This window comes from Brevundimonas staleyi (genome assembly GCF_041893865.1).
Taxonomy (GTDB): Bacteria; Pseudomonadota; Alphaproteobacteria; order Caulobacterales; family Caulobacteraceae; genus Brevundimonas; species Brevundimonas staleyi.
Map to the genome: position 1 here is coordinate 1981653 of NZ_CP169082.1, position 15449 is coordinate 1997101.

Annotated in this window: 14 protein-coding genes, 2 tRNA genes and 1 pseudogene; 10 read left to right on the plus strand and 7 right to left on the minus strand. The window is 65.0% G+C overall.

What is annotated here, in order from left to right; translation table 11 throughout:
- Positions 1-119 precede the first annotated feature (119 nt).
- Positions 120-662 (minus strand): DUF924 family protein, encoded by a 543-nt coding sequence (locus ACETK8_RS09970; protein WP_374039340.1) that lies wholly within the window; start codon positions 660-662, stop codon positions 120-122.
- On the opposite strand from ACETK8_RS09970, the gene ilvC reads away from it, so the two are divergent.
- Positions 661-1674, plus strand: coding sequence for a ketol-acid reductoisomerase (gene ilvC, locus ACETK8_RS09975; RefSeq protein ID WP_374039341.1), 1014 nt, complete (start codon positions 661-663; stop codon positions 1672-1674). The two genes, ACETK8_RS09970 and ilvC, sit on opposite strands and share 2 nt — an antisense overlap.
- Before the next feature lie 50 nt (positions 1675-1724).
- Complete coding sequence (locus ACETK8_RS09980; RefSeq protein ID WP_374039342.1) at positions 1725-1847, plus strand: hypothetical protein; 123 nt, start codon at positions 1725-1727, stop codon at positions 1845-1847.
- Between the two features lie 32 nt (positions 1848-1879).
- On the opposite strand, the gene ACETK8_RS09985 is transcribed toward ACETK8_RS09980, so the two are convergent.
- Positions 1880-1956: transfer RNA gene (locus ACETK8_RS09985), tRNA-Pro, on the minus strand.
- Positions 1957-2111: 155 nt separating this feature from the next.
- Here ACETK8_RS09985 and ACETK8_RS09990 point away from each other — a divergent pair.
- A tRNA-Gln gene (locus ACETK8_RS09990) sits at positions 2112-2185 on the plus strand.
- 226 nt (positions 2186-2411) lie between these two features.
- Here the strand turns inward: ACETK8_RS09990 and ACETK8_RS09995 are convergent.
- The 3 genes and pseudogenes from ACETK8_RS09995 to ACETK8_RS10005 form a co-directional block, all read right to left on the minus strand.
- A pseudogene (locus tag ACETK8_RS09995) lies at positions 2412-3401 on the minus strand (tyrosine-type recombinase/integrase); the annotation flags it as partial.
- Positions 3346-3597: a helix-turn-helix domain-containing protein gene (locus ACETK8_RS10000; protein ID WP_374039343.1), complete on the minus strand. Its 252-nt coding sequence runs from the start codon at positions 3595-3597 to the stop codon at positions 3346-3348. The pseudogene ACETK8_RS09995 and the gene ACETK8_RS10000, both read right to left, overlap by 56 nt.
- Positions 3598-3842: 245 nt before the next feature.
- Positions 3843-5468 (minus strand): hypothetical protein, encoded by a 1626-nt coding sequence (locus ACETK8_RS10005; protein ID WP_374035894.1) that lies wholly within the window; start codon positions 5466-5468, stop codon positions 3843-3845.
- 301 nt (positions 5469-5769) lie between these two features.
- Here ACETK8_RS10005 and ACETK8_RS10010 point away from each other — a divergent pair, with 301 nt between their 5' ends.
- Genes ACETK8_RS10010 through ACETK8_RS10025 form a run of 4 tightly spaced genes read left to right on the plus strand, consistent with a single transcriptional unit; the run spans position 5770 to position 8388 of the window.
- Positions 5770-5949 (plus strand): ribbon-helix-helix domain-containing protein, encoded by a 180-nt coding sequence (locus tag ACETK8_RS10010; protein ID WP_374035895.1) that lies wholly within the window; start codon positions 5770-5772, stop codon positions 5947-5949.
- Positions 5949-7088: a DNA cytosine methyltransferase gene (locus ACETK8_RS10015; RefSeq protein ID WP_374035896.1), complete on the plus strand. Its 1140-nt coding sequence runs from the start codon at positions 5949-5951 to the stop codon at positions 7086-7088. The genes ACETK8_RS10010 and ACETK8_RS10015 overlap by 1 nt, the downstream gene beginning before the upstream one ends.
- A gap of 50 nt (positions 7089-7138) precedes the next feature.
- Positions 7139-7969: a hypothetical protein gene (locus ACETK8_RS10020; RefSeq protein WP_374035897.1), complete on the plus strand. Its 831-nt coding sequence runs from the start codon at positions 7139-7141 to the stop codon at positions 7967-7969.
- Positions 7966-8388, plus strand: a complete 423-nt coding sequence (locus ACETK8_RS10025) for a very short patch repair endonuclease (protein ID WP_374035898.1) — start codon at positions 7966-7968, stop codon at positions 8386-8388. Before ACETK8_RS10020 ends, ACETK8_RS10025 begins: the two co-directional genes overlap by 4 nt.
- A gap of 8 nt (positions 8389-8396) precedes the next feature.
- Here ACETK8_RS10025 and ACETK8_RS10030 read toward each other — a convergent pair whose 3' ends face one another.
- Both ACETK8_RS10030 and ACETK8_RS10035 read right to left on the minus strand, forming a co-directional pair.
- Entirely contained in the window at positions 8397-10721 is a 2325-nt protein-coding gene (locus ACETK8_RS10030; protein ID WP_374035899.1) for a hypothetical protein, read from the minus strand.
- 176 nt (positions 10722-10897) lie between these two features.
- Positions 10898-12523: a hypothetical protein gene (locus tag ACETK8_RS10035; protein ID WP_374035900.1), complete on the minus strand. Its 1626-nt coding sequence runs from the start codon at positions 12521-12523 to the stop codon at positions 10898-10900.
- Between the two features lie 461 nt (positions 12524-12984).
- Here ACETK8_RS10035 and ACETK8_RS10040 point away from each other — a divergent pair, with 461 nt between their 5' ends.
- Genes ACETK8_RS10040 through ACETK8_RS10050 form a run of 3 tightly spaced genes read left to right on the plus strand, consistent with a single transcriptional unit; the run spans position 12985 to position 15358 of the window.
- Positions 12985-13443, plus strand: a complete 459-nt coding sequence (locus tag ACETK8_RS10040; RefSeq protein ID WP_374035901.1) for a hypothetical protein — start codon at positions 12985-12987, stop codon at positions 13441-13443.
- A 3-nt stretch (positions 13444-13446) separates the two neighbouring features.
- Positions 13447-14037, plus strand: a complete 591-nt coding sequence (locus ACETK8_RS10045) for a hypothetical protein (RefSeq protein WP_374035902.1) — start codon at positions 13447-13449, stop codon at positions 14035-14037.
- A gap of 10 nt (positions 14038-14047) precedes the next feature.
- Entirely contained in the window at positions 14048-15358 is a 1311-nt protein-coding gene (locus tag ACETK8_RS10050; protein WP_374035903.1) for a hypothetical protein, read from the plus strand.
- Positions 15359-15449: the final 91 nt, after the last annotated feature.

Consider the following 15449-nt stretch of genomic DNA (forward strand, 5'->3'; position numbering starts at 1 on the left):
AATCCGACGGGCGGCCGAACGCGAGACGCAGTCCCGAACGAGTTCAATATCTTGAACAGAGCTCCGTTCATCCAACCTGAAGATTTGGACTCTTTGGACTCGGTCCTCCCGGAGTCCAATCAGCCCCCGAACCCGCCCTGGTCGAGGAAGGCCTGTTCCTCCGCCGTCGTCTCGCGGCCCAGCGCCCGGTTCCGGTGTGGGAAGCGGCCGAAGCGGACGATGATGTCGCGATGGACGTGGGCGTACTTCAGCACCTCGGGCATCCCGGTCGCCAGCCGCACCCCCTCGTCCTGATCGGCCAGGACCTCCGAGTGCTCGAACGGGGTCACGAAGAACTGGCGCAGGTCCTCATCGAACGTCTGCGGCCACCCTCGCGCCCAGGCCTGCCGCGCATAGGCCAACCCCAGACCGTCCGTCGCGAACTGATGCCCCGTGCCGCGATAGGAATTCCTCGGGTACTGATCCAGCAGGATCATCAGGGCCAGCGACCCCTCCGCCGTCTGGTTCCAGTCGGCCAGTTCGCCCCGCGCGGCGGCCCAGTGCAGGGCCCGCCCGGCGTCGCGGAACTCGCGGTCGAACGCCTCGTCCTTGGCGTACCACTTCTGCGGACCCGCCTCTTTCCAGAAGGCGACGACGGACGAAGGGGTTATGAGAACGGTCATGACCCAGACACTACCCAATCCGCTCCCCGTCTTCCACGATCGCGACTGCGACCTTTCCATCATCCGGGGCAAGCGCGTCGCCGTGATCGGCTACGGCAGCCAGGGCCGGACCCACGCCCTGAACCTGCGCGACTCGGGCGTCGCGGACATCGTCATCGGCCTGAAGGAAGGCTCGGCGACGCGGGAGAAGGCCCGCGCCGACGGCTTCGAGGTCGTCACGGCGGGCGAGGCCACGGCCGGCGCCGACGTCTTGGCCATGATGGTCTCCGACGAGGCGCACCGCGACCTCTACCGCGACGAGATCGAGCCCAACATCAAGCCGGGCGCCGCCTTGATCTTCGCCCACGGCCTGTCGGTGCGGTTCGGTCTGGTGACGCCGCGCGCGGACATCGACGTCATCCTCGATTCGCCCAAGGGCATCGGCCCGCGCATCCGCGACCTCTATGAGGCCGGGGAGGGGGTCTTCTGCCTGTTCGGGGTGCATCAGGACGCCACGGGCGGCGCCCACGCCCTGGGTCTGTCCTACGCCGCCGCCCTCGGCTGCGGTCGCAAGGGCATCCTGGAGACCACCTTCGCCGCCGAGTGCGAATCCGACCTCTTCGGCGAGCAGGTGGTTCTCTGCGGCGGCGTCGGCGAACTGATCGACACGGCCTTCATGAAACTGGTCGACGCCGGCTATCCGCCCGAGGTGGCCTGGTTCGAGTGCTTCTACGAGGTCAAGCTGGTCACCGACCTGATGTACGAGCGCGGCATCGCCGGGGCCTTCGCCAAGATCTCCAACACGGCCGAATACGGCGCCTACCTGACCGGCCCCCGCGTCATCGGCGAAGCGTCGAAGGCGGCCATGGACGGGGTCCTGTCGGACGTCCAGGACGGGTCGTTCGTGAAGCGGCTGATGGCTGATTACGACGCCGGCTCGCCCGAACTCCTGGCCCGCAGAAAGGCGCTTGGCGAACGCACCATCGAGGCCGTGAGCGCCCGTCTGGCCGAGGCCGCCTCAAAGGCCGGCTAGAGCCGCGCAACCGCCTGCATCGCATCGCGTTGTTCCGTCAGGAGGACGCGATGGAAATTCTGGCTGGGCTGATCGTGATGGCGGTGCTGTGCGGGCTGGTGGCCCTGGCGTTTCAGCCGCTGGAGGTGCCGCACCGGTTTCGGGATGCCAACGTCGACGGCGAACCGGACTGACACGGGGCGCTCTGGCAACGCCGAAAATCCAATGGTCGGAGTGAGAGGATTCGAACCTCCGACCCCTGCCTCCCGAAGGCAGTGCTCTACCAGACTGAGCCACACTCCGACTTGGAGGCGGGCTTATAGCGACGGGTTTCGGGGCCTGCAAGCATGCTTTTTCGGCTTCGAAAAATAGTCCCGAAAGAGGGTGTTGCATCCCCCGACGCCTTGGCGTATTCGACCGCCTCCCCGGTGCCGAGGCCCTGGGGACGCCGGTCCTGCTGGGGAATGGTGTAATGGTAACACTCCGGTTTTTGGTACCGTCATTCTAGGTTCGAGTCCTAGTTCCCCAGCCACCGCCCTCACTGCATTTGAGCGCTTTTGACCCCTCCTGAGGGAGGTGGGTTTTACACTGGGTTTTACAGTTGGCCGTCTGTTCTGGGTCTCCTGCAGGCGCGCGATCATGCCCAATCCTATGGCCTCGCCGGTGACGTAGCGGCGGGCGATCTCCTTAACCCGCTTGAGCTCCCAGCCGAGGATTGTCGCCACGTCGTCCAGCGGCAGGCCGGCCAGGATGTAGCTTGTCGCCGCCGTGCCGCGCAGGTCGTGGAAGCGCAGCCCGTCGAGGCCAGCGGTGGCGTTGGGTCCACCTTCCTTGCGGGCCGCCGCGTCGGCGTCGTCGCGGGCCCGCTGGACGCCGCTGTCAAGACCCCGACCGGGCGGCGTCCAGGGTTCGCCATCCGAAGTCGCCAGCACGGTCGGGCAGTCGCCGCGCTCCAGCGTGTCCAAGACCTCCCGCACGGCGTCGGTGATTGGCAGGACCACGCTCTTGCGGCCCCGGCTCTTGCCGGTCTGCCAGACGATGGCGTGCTCCTTCACCGCCGACCAGGGCAGGGCGATCAGGTCGTTCTTGCGGAGCCCCGTTACCGCCCCGAGACGGATCGCCGCCGCGATCGGCGGGTCGGCTTGGGCCAGAATGGTCTCCAGATGATGCGGCTCCCAGATGATGTCGGCGCGGTTGACCTTGTAGATGCGAGGGAAGTTGGCGACCGGATTGGTCGTGAGCTCGCCGCGGTTCACGGCCCAGTTCAGGACCAGCGACAGCACCCCGAGCAGTTCATCGGCGGTCTTGGGCGTGTTGGCGCGTTTGTCCCGCCACGTCAGGAAGAAGGATCGCGCCTTGGGCGCGGTGAGGGCGGTGAGCGTCAGGTCGCCCAGTTCAGTACGGACGACGTCCAGATGTTTGCGCCGGTCGGTCTTCGTCCGCGGCGCGAGCGCCTTGTCCTCATGCATCAGACCGAGATAGCGCGTGATCAGGCTGAAGAGAGTCTCCTCGTTGGCAACGCTCTTCTCGGTCTTGATCTGCGAGCGATACGCCTCGATCGCCGCCGGGGCCTTGCGCGCGACTTCCCGCGCGAGCGACCGCACGCTGGCGGCTTGGGCCGCCAGTATCTGCGGACCGCCGCGCCATGCGTACCAGTATTCGAAAACCCGGTTCGCCTTGGCGCGCTTGATCCTATGGACCCCCGGCAACATGCGGGTGATCGGCAATGAATCGGGCGAGTTCGGCATTGGCCTTGTTCACGTTCGGTTCCCTAGGAGAATCCAGTCCGGCCATGCGGTCAAGATGCGCATCGAGCGCCTTGCGGTCGTAGCGGTGACGCGTCCCGAGCCGGACATGGCCGAACGGAAGTTTCCGCACCGTCGCCGCCGGCACCCCGAGATAGGCGGCGGCCTGGTCTTCGGTCAGGAGCCGAGGCTCCGTCATCGTCACCTCCGGGGCTTTAGCGGTTCCGGTCCGACTCAATCGCGAAAGACGGAACGGCCGGAACCCGTAGCATCCCGGTGTCGCCCGGCCCCAGCCACCGGTCGGCAGGGCGGGTTCGCCAAGCTGAACCATGTCGATAGCCGTTCACGGCTGGTCGGCTCCGCGACCCTTTGGAAGTTATGCCCTCGCGCGGGGGCCCGCGAGAGACGCGCTCGGAGGGGGGCGCGTGCGCGGAGGCGCGCCGTCTATGGGGTTGGCGGACGCGTCACGAAGGCCTTCCTGCAGAGGAGCATCGCCAAGAGGCTGGCGCGGGAGGCTTCGTGGATCTCGGCCTCGTCCCAATCCTTCATCCCACCGTGAGTACCCTCATTCCGATACAGCACCCCCTTCAACAGAACGCGTGTCACACCCGCGTTCGGGCTCGCGAGGGCCAGCGAGTCGATCGCCGCGATCTGAGTGGCGCGGGCGGCCTTGATCGTGTTGGTCAGCCCCTTGTTGGCCCAGTAATCGTCGACCACGTCCGGAACATTCTTCCAGAGCCTTTGGACCTTCGGGCAGAGGGTGCCGCTGGCTGACAGTCCGGCCTCGGCGAGTAGGCTGTCGACACAATGCTCGAAGGTGGTGCCGAGAGACTCCACCTCCTTCGCCAGACCCGCGTGGTCGAGCGTGTCGCCTTGAAACTGATGTTGCAGGATTTGCTGGATGGCGATGTGGACCTTCCATTGGTCGGTCCGTTCGAGCCAGTCCACCAGATCGACCGAGGCGGCCTCGTCCACCGTCAGATCCGGCGAGGTGGCGGGAGCCGCCGGCACGATCACATGAAGCAGCGAGCGGAGCACCGCGTCGCGCGCCTCGTCCTCCAGATCAGGGAAGATGACGTTGAGAGTGTCGTCGAAGTGGCCGGTGACCCGGCCGACATCGGTGATGATGAACGCCGTCTCGATGTCCAAGCCGGCGACGGCCAAGCGGACCGCGCGCTGGATCTGGCGCCGATACTCGTTGGCCATGGCGCTCTCGCCTCGGCGGGTGAACTCGTCCCAGCGCTCGCATAGATACACGACAAAACTCTTCAACTTCGGCCAGTCGGCGACGAGAGGCGCCAGGGCCGCCTTGGCGGCGACGGACAAGGTCGCCGTCAGAGCTTGAGTATCGGACTCGGTCATCGGGCCCGGCTGACCGCCATGCGCCATGCTGATCGCGATCAGCTGGCGCTCACGCGCCACGTCGAGGCGAGCGGCCGCGTCGAAAAAGGGAGCCCAAGTGTGGCCGTCCCGAAGTCCGCGGGGCGCTTCGAACGACGTCTGAACATAGCTGGAGCGCTCGGGAAGATCGGCGAAGTCTCCCCGCATGGCGACCTCGAGCAGTTCGGGCCGCCGGGTGTCGAAGATCAACCGGACCCCGCACCGCAGAGCGTCGGCGACGATCAACGCCTGCCAGTCGTGATAGAAGGTGTCGACCGCGTCATGGACGTACAGAGGCGTCTCGCCTTCGGGGCGAATGTTGGTCCTGAAGGTCTCCCATGGTTCGAACGGGACCTCGCCCTGACGGATCAGCCCCCGCGCTGGGCCAAGGTCCGGGTCGTCCAGAGGGTGGATCAGATCTGGTGGCGCGTCGTGGCGCGACCAAGCCCGAAGCGCCTTCTCCAAGGCGTCTGTCCACTCTCGCTCCTCCGGGGTAGGGGTGGGGTCGGACGCGACCTCGCGGCCCTCGAGGACGAGGGCGCGAGGCCAGAAGATCCGCGCGGCCGGCGTGACCATGCCCTGCCTCTCGAGGAACTCCAAAAGGCCCGCCTGGGCGGAAGTCCGCGTGAGTCGCAGATCGGCCAGGAGGGATTGGAATTGGCGGGTGTCGAGATAGCGGCCGGTGGCCATGTCGGGTCTTGGGCTCGAGTTCGGAGGCTTCCAAGATGTGGGGTCACGGCGATCGCGAAGCTAGTGGTCCTCCAACCCGCCGCGCCCTCGACATCGCCGACGGTACGGCCGACTCACGCCCCACGCCTGAGATCCGTGTCGGCGTTCATCTCGAGGTCCGGCGCGGTGTGTCGATTTCGCCGCGTTTCGTGTGTATGTTCTCGTAATGTTCACTTTATCGCTCGCGGGCTCTTGCACCCGAAAGGCGATGGTGTCACCTTCCAAATCGCCGCGGTCCGCGGCGGTCCGCGGCAGGATAACGATGGGCAAGGACGGCAAGGACGCCGAGCGGTTGACCACCACTCTGAGCCGCGCGCGCAAGCGCCAGATCGAGGCCTTGGCTGAGCGGGAAGGCGTCAGCGTCGCCTGGATCATGCGGCGTGCCGTCGAGCGGTATCTCGATTCGGGCGACGGCGGTCCCGTGATCGCGGGGAAAGGCTGATGCGGAGCGCGGAATTGTTCGCGGGTTGCGGCGGCTTGGCCCTGGGCATGTCCCGCGCCGGTTTCGAGCACGCTCTCATGGCCGAATATGACGCCGACGCCGTGGCGACGGCGATCCACAACCGTGACCGGGCGATCGACCATGTCGCCCACTGGCCGATGACTCGATTGGATGTGCGCGACATCGATTGGGAACCGTTGCGCGGTCAACTCGCCGTGGTGTCCGGCGGCCCGCCATGCCAGCCGTTCGGTATCGGCGGGAAGAAGCGGGGACCGGAGGATTCCCGAGATATGTGGCCGGAAGCGGTGCGCGCCATCCGCGAGGCCGCCCCAGACGGCTTCCTGTTCGAGAATGTCCGGAACTTGGCCGGCCCGCGGTTTCAGCCGTATCTCGACTGGATCATCGCCCATCTCGAGCGGCCCTCCGCGGCGCGTCTGGTCGGCGAGGGCGTCTCGGATCACGCCCGTCGCCTCGGCGAGATCCGGCGCCCGCGCGAGTACGCGGTCTCCTGGCAGGTGGTGAACGCCGCCGACCACGGCGCGCCTCAGATCCGTCACCGGGTGCTGGTGTTCGGTGCGGCCGCTCGCCTTGACGTCGAGCCCGGCCGCATGGCGCCGACACACTCTCATGATCGCCTGCTCTGGGATCAATACATCACCGGCGAGTACTGGAGACGGCATGGGCTGGAGCCCCGCGCTCGACCCGCCGCGGATCGGGACCTTCGCCGCGTCGCTCACCTGCGGACTCTAAAAGCCGCGCCGACCGGTGAGGCGTGGGTGACGGTCCGCGACGCGATCGTCGGGCTTGGGGAGCCCGACGGCGCGCGCAATCACGTCTTCCAGCCGGGCGCGCGGGTTTACCCCGGGCACACGGGAAGCCCGCTCGATCGACCCGCCAAGGCGTTGAAGGCCGGGGATCATGGCGTGCCGGGCGGCGAGAACATGATGGTGCTGGATGATGGTTCGGTCCGGTACTTCACCCTGCGCGAGGCCGCCCGCCTCGTGGGTTTGCCTGACGACTACCTCTTCCCCCGCTCTTGGTCGGAGAGCATGCGTCAGCTTGGCAACGCCGTTCCGGCCCAACTCGGGGAGGCCGCCGGCCGTTGGTTGTCGGGCCGCCTGGCCGCCGGGCGGTCCTGATCCGGGATCGCCGGGTTTGAATCGCCCGCAGGCTGTGCGAAAGCTCGTCCATGGATTTCGACACGCCCGCCGCCCACGTCCAGGACGCCGACCTCGACGGCTATGTCGAATATGAGATCGACGTAGAGAAGGTGCTTCGCCAGGAACTGCCCGGCGTCGTGGATAGTGCGGCGATCGCGCCCTTGACGCTCGACGCGATCGCGGCCCTGCCGGCGAAGGCGAAAGGCGCCTACGTCCTGTTCGAGGACGGACATCCGGTTTACGCGGGCAAGACGGACACCCGACATGGCTTCCGGTCGCGGCTGGCCAAGCACCACAACACGATCCAGGATCGCCAAGGCCTCGATCCCGCGCGCATCGGCTTCAAGGCGGTGCGGATCATGGTCTTCTCCAACTTCGACGTGGAGGCCATCCTGATCAAGGCGCTACGCGAGAAGGATCCGACCGCCCTGCGCTGGAACTTCAGCGGCTTCGGCTCCAACGATCCGGGGCATAATCGGGAGGCGCAGGAGCCAGCCGATTTCGACAAGGAACGCCCCATCGACATCGATAAGCTGATCGTGTCGCCGCTTCAAGGCAGGCTCGTCGGCGTCCTGGAGCTGCTCCTCTCGCTGAAGGATCAGCTCCCCTATACGTTCCGGTACGAAACCGACGCCGGCGCGAATGGCAGACCCAGTCATCATAGACTCGGCCACGCCGATCATCGTGAGGCCGCGCCGATACAGTTGCCAGACCAGCCCTTCACGGTCCGTCAGGCCGTCCAGTGGGCCTTGGAAGTCCTGCCGTCCGGGTGGCGGGCGACGATCTTCCCGGATCGGGTCATCCTCTATCGCGAGGCCACGCCATATCCCTACGCCCGAGAGCATCTGACCGCCGAGTGAAGGCCCCGCTGACCCGCTCCGAGCAGATGTCCAGGGTCAAGGGCCGGGACACGAGGCCGGAGTGGATCGTGCGCCGGGCGCTTCATGGAGCGGGGCTGCGCTACCGACTCCAGGCGCGGGATCTGCCCGGCCGGCCTGACATCGTCTTCCGGTCACGTCGGCTGGCGGTCTTCATCCACGGCTGTTTCTGGCACCGGCACGACGACCCCGACTGTCGCTTGACCCGAACGCCGAAGACGCGGGTCGATTTCTGGGAAGCTAAGTTCGCCGCCAACCAGGTGCGCGACGCGCGGGACCTCGCCGCGCTCCGGGACGCGGGGTGGACGGTGATCACGATCTGGGAATGCCAGCTCCGCGACCTCCGGGCCTTGGACGCCCTCGTGGAGACGATCCGCGCCGCACCAGCCCGCGAGGGTTGACCTTCGCGTCAAGCCGGCTGCCGACCCCGGCGACGAATCCACATCTCCTCCGCGCGCTGACCGCGTTCGTCTTCCGACAGCCAGGAATCGAACGCGCTGGTGTCCGTGGGCAGGGCGATGGTGGCCACCTCGAATTCCTGGACCAACTGACGAAGCGGGAACGTCACCATGAAGGCGCGCCATGCGCCCTCGCGTTCCTCGTCCTTGGGGATGATCTCACCCGTCACCGGGTCGTACTTCTCCACGTATACGGTCGGCTCCATGTGCTGGCCCTTATCCCGCGAGCCCTTGGCGCGGCCAGCGGCGCCGCCTTGGGCGGCGGCGTCGCGCTGGGACCAGCGGAAGGTGAAGCGACAGTCGCCGGCTTCGTCGAGCTGATAGCGCAGCGGGACGCCCCGATGCCGTGTGTGTTGGATCACGTCCTGGGCGCGCGCCACCTGGAAGTGCGTGCGGATGCGGGGAAACAGGACCTGACGCACGTCCGGCCGCTCAATGTGGTCGAACAAACCGACCTGATCGGCGATGCGGAGGATGGGCGCCGTCCGAAAGCCCGGATCGCCGCTCGCCCGGCTGGCGCGGGTGGGGCTGAGCTTGAGCCCAGGCTTGAGGTTGGGCTCGACGACCCGCGCGTCGATCAGGTCGAAGAAATCGCGAACGGTCTGATCAGCCATGTCGCGCGTGAGCTTGATCATGCCGGTCGGCGCCCCCCGGCGCAGGCCGCCGTTCACCGCGATGCTGTGGCGGCTCGGCTTCAGGACATAGCCCCCCAAGGTGTCGGTGTACGCTTCAACGACCTGGGCGTTGAAGTCCGACAGCACAACGCGCGACCTCTTGCCGTAGCCGCAAGCGCGGCCCAGCAGACCCTGCAGGAGGGCGTTCAAATCCTGGGCCTTCTGCGCCAGATCGAGGAAGAAACGCACCTCGGCCGGGAAGGCGTCGGCCATGCGCGCCCGGTTGGTGACGAAGATGACGTACGGCAGGTCGGGGCGGCCGCGGCGCGCGATCATCTTCTTGATCGACAGGCTGTTCGCGCGCGCGCCGAAGTACCGGATCACCTCGACCCGCTCCGGATCCAGGCCAAGCCGCATGATCAAGGCCTCGGTGCGCGCGTTGTCATTGAAGGCGCGCACGCAGAGACCGACCACCCGGCCAGGCTCGGCCGCCTCATAGTCGGCCAAGGTGGTGGTCAGGGCCGCCCGGAGCGCCGCGACGACCGCCTCCTGATAGGCGTCCTGATCGCCCTCGAAGCCGATCTTGCCGACGTGGCGATCGAAGACGGCTTGGGAGCCATCGTAAGCGGCCATGGAGATGTCGGCCAGGAAGGGCTGGCCAACCGACTCGGCGTAGCCGGTGAGTCCGATCGTGTCCGGCGGCGTGATCTGAATGGACGGATCGATGGCCGCGCCGTTGAAGGCGTTGAACCCGGAATAACCGGAGGACAGGTACTGCCGCACTTCCCAGACCTCGCTGAGATCGTTCAGTTCGAACGGCGTGGCCGACAACCCCACGAAGCGATGGTCGGTCCATTCGGTGCCGAGAGCCGCCTCGATGTCCTCGAAAATCTGTTGCAGCAGGCAGGTCCGACGCGAGACACCGTCGTCCGTCTTCACGATCCGGTCGCTGGCGCCAAACTGCGGCTCGTCGATGATCATCAGAGGCTGATAGCCTTGCGCGTTGGCTCGGTGGCACAGACGCACGATTTGCTCAACGCCCTTATGCCCTTGGACCCGCCGGTGGACGAGGTCATCCAACGGGGCGACAGGTTGAACGTATTCCATCTCGTCACGCAGGACGTACTTGCGGTAGGTGCTGAGGGTCGAGGACCGCGCGAACATGGCGTCGATGCCTTCAACCGGCTGCCCATCCACGCGACGGAATTCCAGATTGCCGTAGTAGGCCGAGAAGCGCTCCAGCTCGGCGATCGTCTGATCCTCGTGACTGGTTTGGCTGCTGATGATGTAGAACGGGTAGTGTTTGGAGCCGGTCAGCAGGTAGAGAACGGGGCCGGCCCACTGCAGCGTCAGGGACGTCGTGGTCTTGCCGGATTGCATGGCTCCCAAAACGTGGCCACAGCGCTGGGGCGCCCGGACCAGCTTCTCGATGCAATCCACGGCTGTGCGCAGTTGCGCCTCGTGGACGACGCCGGTGTCGTCGATTCGGGACCAGAACGGGGCGATCTCACCCAAGTTCACGTCAATGGCTCCGATGGCCTTGGTCGCGTCCATCCGAACGTCGATGGCCCGCGCCTCAGCCGCTTGGTTGAAGACCTCACAGAGTCCCGTCAGGTGATCGACGTAGTACGTGATGTTCCGCTCGAGCTCGGCGTCGTTCATAACGGCAATCCAATAACGAAAAATATTGCTATGAGAAAAATATATGCACGTTAGAGAGTCGCGTCAACGCGTAGCTTGGAGCGGCCGCCTCAGGCGCCAAGCGAGAGGAAGGATTTCCAGGGCGCGAAGACGGGCCAGAGGATCCCGTTGCGAATCAAGACGCCAGCGGACACGCTTCAGATGCGCGACCGCTTGAACTGAGCCACGCGCTTGATGCGGGACAGGAAGTCGAGATCGCTGTTGCGTCGGGTCATCGGCGCCGCGTCGTCGAGAAATTCGTCCACGAACCGATCGACCGCCGGAATATTTCGCAGCCGCTCGACCGCCGGCTTACCGATCCCAAGCAGGCCCGCCAATGGCGGATAGACGAATCCCCCGATGATGCCCGCCAGCGAAAGACCGGTGTCGAGGGTCTCGAAACTCAAAAGCCGGGTTCCCTCGCCACGCTCGAGCTTCCTCAGGTCCGCGACGAGTTTCTGAACCTCGTCCGCGCGGGCTCCGTCCGGGAGATCCGCCAATCGGGCCATCAGGGCCCGGCCCGACCTCCGGGTCGAACCCAATCGCGTGTCCTCCAGGAACTCCTCTATCGGCACATGCTCGAACTCGAACAGGGGCAACGGCGGCATCACGGTGACGCCCTCGGCGCGCCGGCGCTCGTTCGACGCCCAAGCGGCCACGATCGCGCGATTGAAGCCGCGATGGAAATTGAGGTCCTGCCCGATCATCGACATCAGCCTCACGTCGCCAGAGGGTTGATCGAGGCCCGGATAGACCGTGGCGTTCAAGGCGTGCCCGATATGAACAGTCTCGGAGAAGAGCATCAGCTCCAGTTCGACATCGACGCCTCCCGAGGCCTTGATTTGTTCCGCGAGCGCCCGCCCCAGCCCGAGCGCCGGCCCCGCCTTCGAGCCCAGATCCAGGGTGGATTGAAGCGCGCCGCGCCGGGCTTGCAGCGGCCAGAACAAGGCCTGCATCAAGGCGTCGGGCGAACCGCCGATCAGCTCGGAGACGCCCTTGACCAACGGGCCGGCGATCTCTCGGAGGCGCCGATCGTTGAGGCGTGAGATTTCTGCGGTCTGGGCGACATCCGCCATCAGGAGCGCGGCGGTCGTCCGACGCCCGAAAAGGGCGGTCGGCGCGCGTTCCGTCACGGCGTCGAGGAACGGAATGTCCAGCCGCTCCTCGGGCTGGGTCGAGACGATCCTCAGTCGACCGGAGCCGACGAGGTCGAGCAGTTCGGCTCGTGTCAGACGCTGCTCCGCGAGGAAGGCGTCGAAGTCCTCGAGAAGCGGGAGACTGCACCAGACCTCGTCATACAGCATGACCATCTGACGCAAGTTGGCTTGACCGCTGCCTCGGGTGAGATCGAGGAAGCACCGGAACGCCTCAGGTTTCATCCCCGGGAAGCGGTCGATGGTCAGGCCGCCCCTGGCGACCGCCTCGATATTGTCGAACCAGAAGGCTTCGTCTTCACGAACATGGCGAGGCGCGGCTTTTCGAAAAGCCGAGGCGAGGATGAACATCGGGTTGGTTTCGACATCGAGGCGTGGAGCGATGTCGGCGGCGACGATCTCGAGGTCGATCGGCCAATCGATATCCACGCCCCGAATGAACGTGGTCAGATCTCGAAGGACGGCGTCGGAAATCGGCGACGGGGCCTTGAGCGTGACGCGTCGCAAGCGAGCGTCGGTGTCCAGGTCCGTGACGCCGCAGTCGGGATACCGAGACAACAGCAGATTTAGCAGATCGAAGGTGCGCAACGGCAGGCCCGCCATCTCGCTGGAGGCTTCCGCGTCGGTCATCGGCCTGAGCGTCCGGATCGGGTTGGTCGGCCGCTCATTGCTGAGCCGGACTGGCGCCGTGATCGGACGGATCGTTTCGTCGAAGATGGGGCCAATGACCTCCGCGTCCTCCTGCGTCGCGTCGAAGACGATACGGAAGTCGAAAGGCGACACCTCGAAAATCTCGGTCGTCAGATGCGGATAGCGCGACCGCAGGGTGGCGTCCGTGCGACGGATGATCTGGTCCTGGGATGGCGTCCGGCGAGCCGGGAGAACGTCAACATTCTGGAGAGGGTCGGACATCCGTGAAGTCTAGACTTCCCGCTGCGAGCTCGCCACTGGCGGCGAAAGTCCCAGTGCGGACGGGGTGCGGACCGCTCTGGCAAGTCCATCTTCACTCCGGTTTGATCTTCGATCCGCGAACCCTTGCCAAACGCATCCTGAGGTAGTGAGATGTTTTCCTTATGTTCTGGGAGGCGACTATGAGCGATCATCGCAAGGCTTGCATCATCTATGTGCCCGCGACGGCCGGGTCCGTCGCAAAAGTACGTGCCGAGATGGAGGAGGGGGGCTTCTCGGTGTGCGAGGCGGACGCTGCTGAAGCCGCTGAAGGACTCCTGCCGCAGGGCGAACTGCCCCAGGCGTTGGTTGACTGCATGGATGGAACTGAGCTGTGTATTTTCCTTTTGCCGGCGGTGCCCGTCGATGACGGCCTGATCGACGCATGCGCTGCGGTGGCGGGTGGCGCAGACATAAGAATGATCGGTGCTTATGCCGGTGCGCGCGACGCGTTCCCTGAAGCGCTTGATGAGCAGGCTGAATCGATCGTGCGGGTCGACGGGCCGAACCTCGCCGAAGCGATATCTGGCTCCCCGATTTGGGAGAAGCCCGATGGCCAACGCGCCCCTGATCGCGAGATTTCTCGCGTGCGCTGCCAGTGACCTATGACGAACCTTTTCGCTTACAAGATGGTCAGGGATTTCGGGTTCGCGCCCAATCCGTTTGGCGGGCTGTGCACGCTCGCGACCTGTAAACCGAATGTCCGGCGAAAGGCGGCGCCTGGCGATCTCGTCGTCGCGTGTGGCAGCGTCAAGAATGGACGATCTGGGCGGGTCATCTGCGCGATGCGCGTCGGGGGCGCGATGACTTTTCAGGAGTATTGGGACGATCCGCGTTTTGAGCGAAAGAAGGCTTCGCTCGGGCTAAGCCGCCAGCGCGCCTTCGGTGACAACATCTATCATCACGCATCCGACGGGTCTTGGATCCAGGAAGACTCCCACCACAGCCAGGTCGGCGGCGTTCTGAACCTCGCGAACCTTCATCAAGACACAAGCGCTGATCGAATTTTATGGGCGAGCGAATTTACCTATTGGGGACGAGAAGCGCCGGTGTTGCCGGCGGAGTTCGATGGGTTCGGACTTGCGCGGGTTCGAGACTTTAGAGGAGACTTCGAGCCGGAGTTCGTGAATCGAACCAACTTATGGTTCGACGGTCTGCCTCGGGGCCGGCTCGGTCGGCCGATCGACTGGACGTGACGGCAGCCACATGACCTCTATGCTCGTTTCTGAATACGACAGGTTTGTCGAGCGCACAGACCAATCAACGGATCTGCCGCCAAAAGTGCGGATGGAGATCGCGCTCTATGGCGTGGCCTCCGAAATCGGTTCCGTCATTTCCGCGGTGAAGAAGCGTTTGCTGGCCAATGTGGGCCAATCGGCCTGGAACGTGCCGGATGCCGACATAATCGAAGAGCTCGGTGATGTGGTGTGGTACTGCTTCGCGCTCGTGCGGCAAGCCAACCCCGGCAAGCTCGTGAATATTTTCGCGCACGATATCGGGCAGCTCAAGGACGAGCTGGGCGCCAACAGCAAACGCGCTGAGCGCCTACGGCAGGTGCTCGATCCCACCAAACGGGCGCAATTTCTTCAGGCCGCTGAACACTTCCCGCGCCGCCGCGACTTGAGATTCGAGGACTACCAAGACCTCGCGTTCCTAACGGCCCGCACAAAAGATCGGGAACTCGCCGAGGTGTGCCTGGTCGTTCTACAGCAACTTGGCGCCGAACTGCTGCGACAGAGCCTTCCGGAAATCGAGCGTGAGCTGAACACCACGCTGCCGGACCGGCCAATGAACGATCTGTTGGGCGAGATCGCCTGGCATGTCGCGGCTCTGAGCAGCTTATACGAGCTACGCATGAGCGACATCGTCGCCGCGAACGTCGCCAAGATCTCTGATCGGTGGGATCGGTCGGCGCGAACGCCTCTTCACGACGAGGGCTTCCCGGAAAAGGAGAGATTCCCTCGTCGTTTCCAAGTCGAGTTCCTGTCGGCCGGTCCGGGACGTTCTCGGATGATGCTTGAAGGCGCGCAACTCGGCGACGACCTCACAGACAACGCGTATCACGACGACGGATATCGCTTTCATGACGTCATGCATCTGGCCAACGTCGCGAAGCTTGGCTGGTCTCCCGTGCTGCGTTCGCTAATGGCGCGCAAGCGCAAAAGCGATCCGGAAGTCGACGAAGTCGAAGACGGCGCGCGCGCGCGGATTGTGGAAGAGGCCGTGGTCAAGGCGATCCATGCCGAAGGTGTGCGGCTCGCAGCGGTTCGAGCCGTTGGCGTGACCGGGCCCGTACAGCTTTTCCCGGGAAGCGGAGACATATCTTTTAGCTTTCTGAAAGGGATAAGAGCCCTCGTGACCGACCTTGAGGTCGCGAAAAATCGGCTGTCGGAGTGGGAGGCGGCGATACTGGATGGGTACGCTGTCTTCCATCAGCTTCGCCTCTTCGGGGCCGGCGTGGTCACCGTCGACATGAACGAGCGCACGATCACGTTTCAACAACCGACGGCGAGCTGATTTTCCACAGCCCTGGCTTGGATTGACCTGTGATTGAATGAAATCTGATCAGGACCTTCTCGAATCCGCCTAGGCTCACTTTCTCGACGGA

Excerpts from the sequence above, each read along its gene's own strand:
- ilvC (WP_374039341.1), top strand. The coding sequence starts at position 661 with ATGACCCAGACACTACCCAATCCGCTCCCCGTCTTCCACGATCGCGAC.
- ACETK8_RS09970 (WP_374039340.1), bottom strand. The coding sequence starts at position 662 with ATGACCGTTCTCATAACCCCTTCGTCCGTCGTCGCCTTCTGGAAAGAG.
- ACETK8_RS09980 (WP_374039342.1), top strand. The coding sequence starts at position 1,725 with ATGGAAATTCTGGCTGGGCTGATCGTGATGGCGGTGCTGTGCGGGCTG.
- ACETK8_RS10000 (WP_374039343.1), bottom strand. The coding sequence starts at position 3,597 with ATGACGGAGCCTCGGCTCCTGACCGAAGACCAGGCCGCCGCCTATCTC.
- ACETK8_RS10005 (WP_374035894.1), bottom strand. The coding sequence starts at position 5,468 with ATGGCCACCGGCCGCTATCTCGACACCCGCCAATTCCAATCCCTCCTG.
- ACETK8_RS10010 (WP_374035895.1), top strand. The coding sequence starts at position 5,770 with ATGGGCAAGGACGGCAAGGACGCCGAGCGGTTGACCACCACTCTGAGC.
- ACETK8_RS10015 (WP_374035896.1), top strand. The coding sequence starts at position 5,949 with ATGCGGAGCGCGGAATTGTTCGCGGGTTGCGGCGGCTTGGCCCTGGGC.
- ACETK8_RS10020 (WP_374035897.1), top strand. The coding sequence starts at position 7,139 with ATGGATTTCGACACGCCCGCCGCCCACGTCCAGGACGCCGACCTCGAC.
- ACETK8_RS10030 (WP_374035899.1), bottom strand. The coding sequence starts at position 10,721 with ATGAACGACGCCGAGCTCGAGCGGAACATCACGTACTACGTCGATCAC.
- ACETK8_RS10035 (WP_374035900.1), bottom strand. The coding sequence starts at position 12,523 with ATGACCGACGCGGAAGCCTCCAGCGAGATGGCGGGCCTGCCGTTGCGC.
- ACETK8_RS10040 (WP_374035901.1), top strand. The coding sequence starts at position 12,985 with ATGAGCGATCATCGCAAGGCTTGCATCATCTATGTGCCCGCGACGGCC.
- ACETK8_RS10045 (WP_374035902.1), top strand. The coding sequence starts at position 13,447 with ATGACGAACCTTTTCGCTTACAAGATGGTCAGGGATTTCGGGTTCGCG.
- ACETK8_RS10050 (WP_374035903.1), top strand. The coding sequence starts at position 14,048 with ATGACCTCTATGCTCGTTTCTGAATACGACAGGTTTGTCGAGCGCACA.